This window comes from Bacillus ndiopicus (genome assembly GCF_000612805.1).
GTDB lineage: Bacteria > Bacillota > Bacilli > Bacillales_A > Planococcaceae > Metasolibacillus > Metasolibacillus ndiopicus.
Window position 1 is genome coordinate 1 of the sequence record NZ_HG964418.1, and the last position, 424, is coordinate 424.

General features: G+C 40.6%; 2 tRNA genes. Both read right to left on the reverse strand.

From position 1 onward, the window contains the following. Positions 1-173: 173 nt before the first annotated feature. Positions 174-249, reverse strand: a tRNA-Ala gene (locus tag TY13_RS19590). Between the two features lie 22 nt (positions 250-271). Next, a tRNA-Ile gene (locus tag TY13_RS19595) sits at positions 272-348 on the reverse strand. Between the last annotated feature and the right edge of the window lie 76 nt (positions 349-424).

Consider the following 424-nt stretch of genomic DNA (forward strand, 5'->3'; position numbering starts at 1 on the left):
TAATAACTTAACCTATTCGGCCTTCAACACCAAAGGTGTTATCCAACCTATTTGTTAGTTACAACTTATCTATTAAAAGATAAGATTTAAGAACTTACACGATCAATTACTTGATCTATTTTAAACTTGTTGCTTTCAATGTCGTTTTATCCAGTTTTCAAAGAACAAAGTCTTGGTGGAGCCTAGCGGGATCGAACCGCTGACCTCCTGCGTGCAAGGCAGGCGCTCTCCCAGCTGAGCTAAGGCCCCAAAGAGGTGTATTAAATATATATGGTGGGCCTAAATGGACTCGAACCATCGACCTCACGCTTATCAGGCGTGCGCTCTAACCAGCTGAGCTATAGGCCCTCTTTGAATTGTTTATTTACATAAACCTTCAAAACTGAACGCAAAACGTTAATTTTACAGAACGGAGTTCTGTATT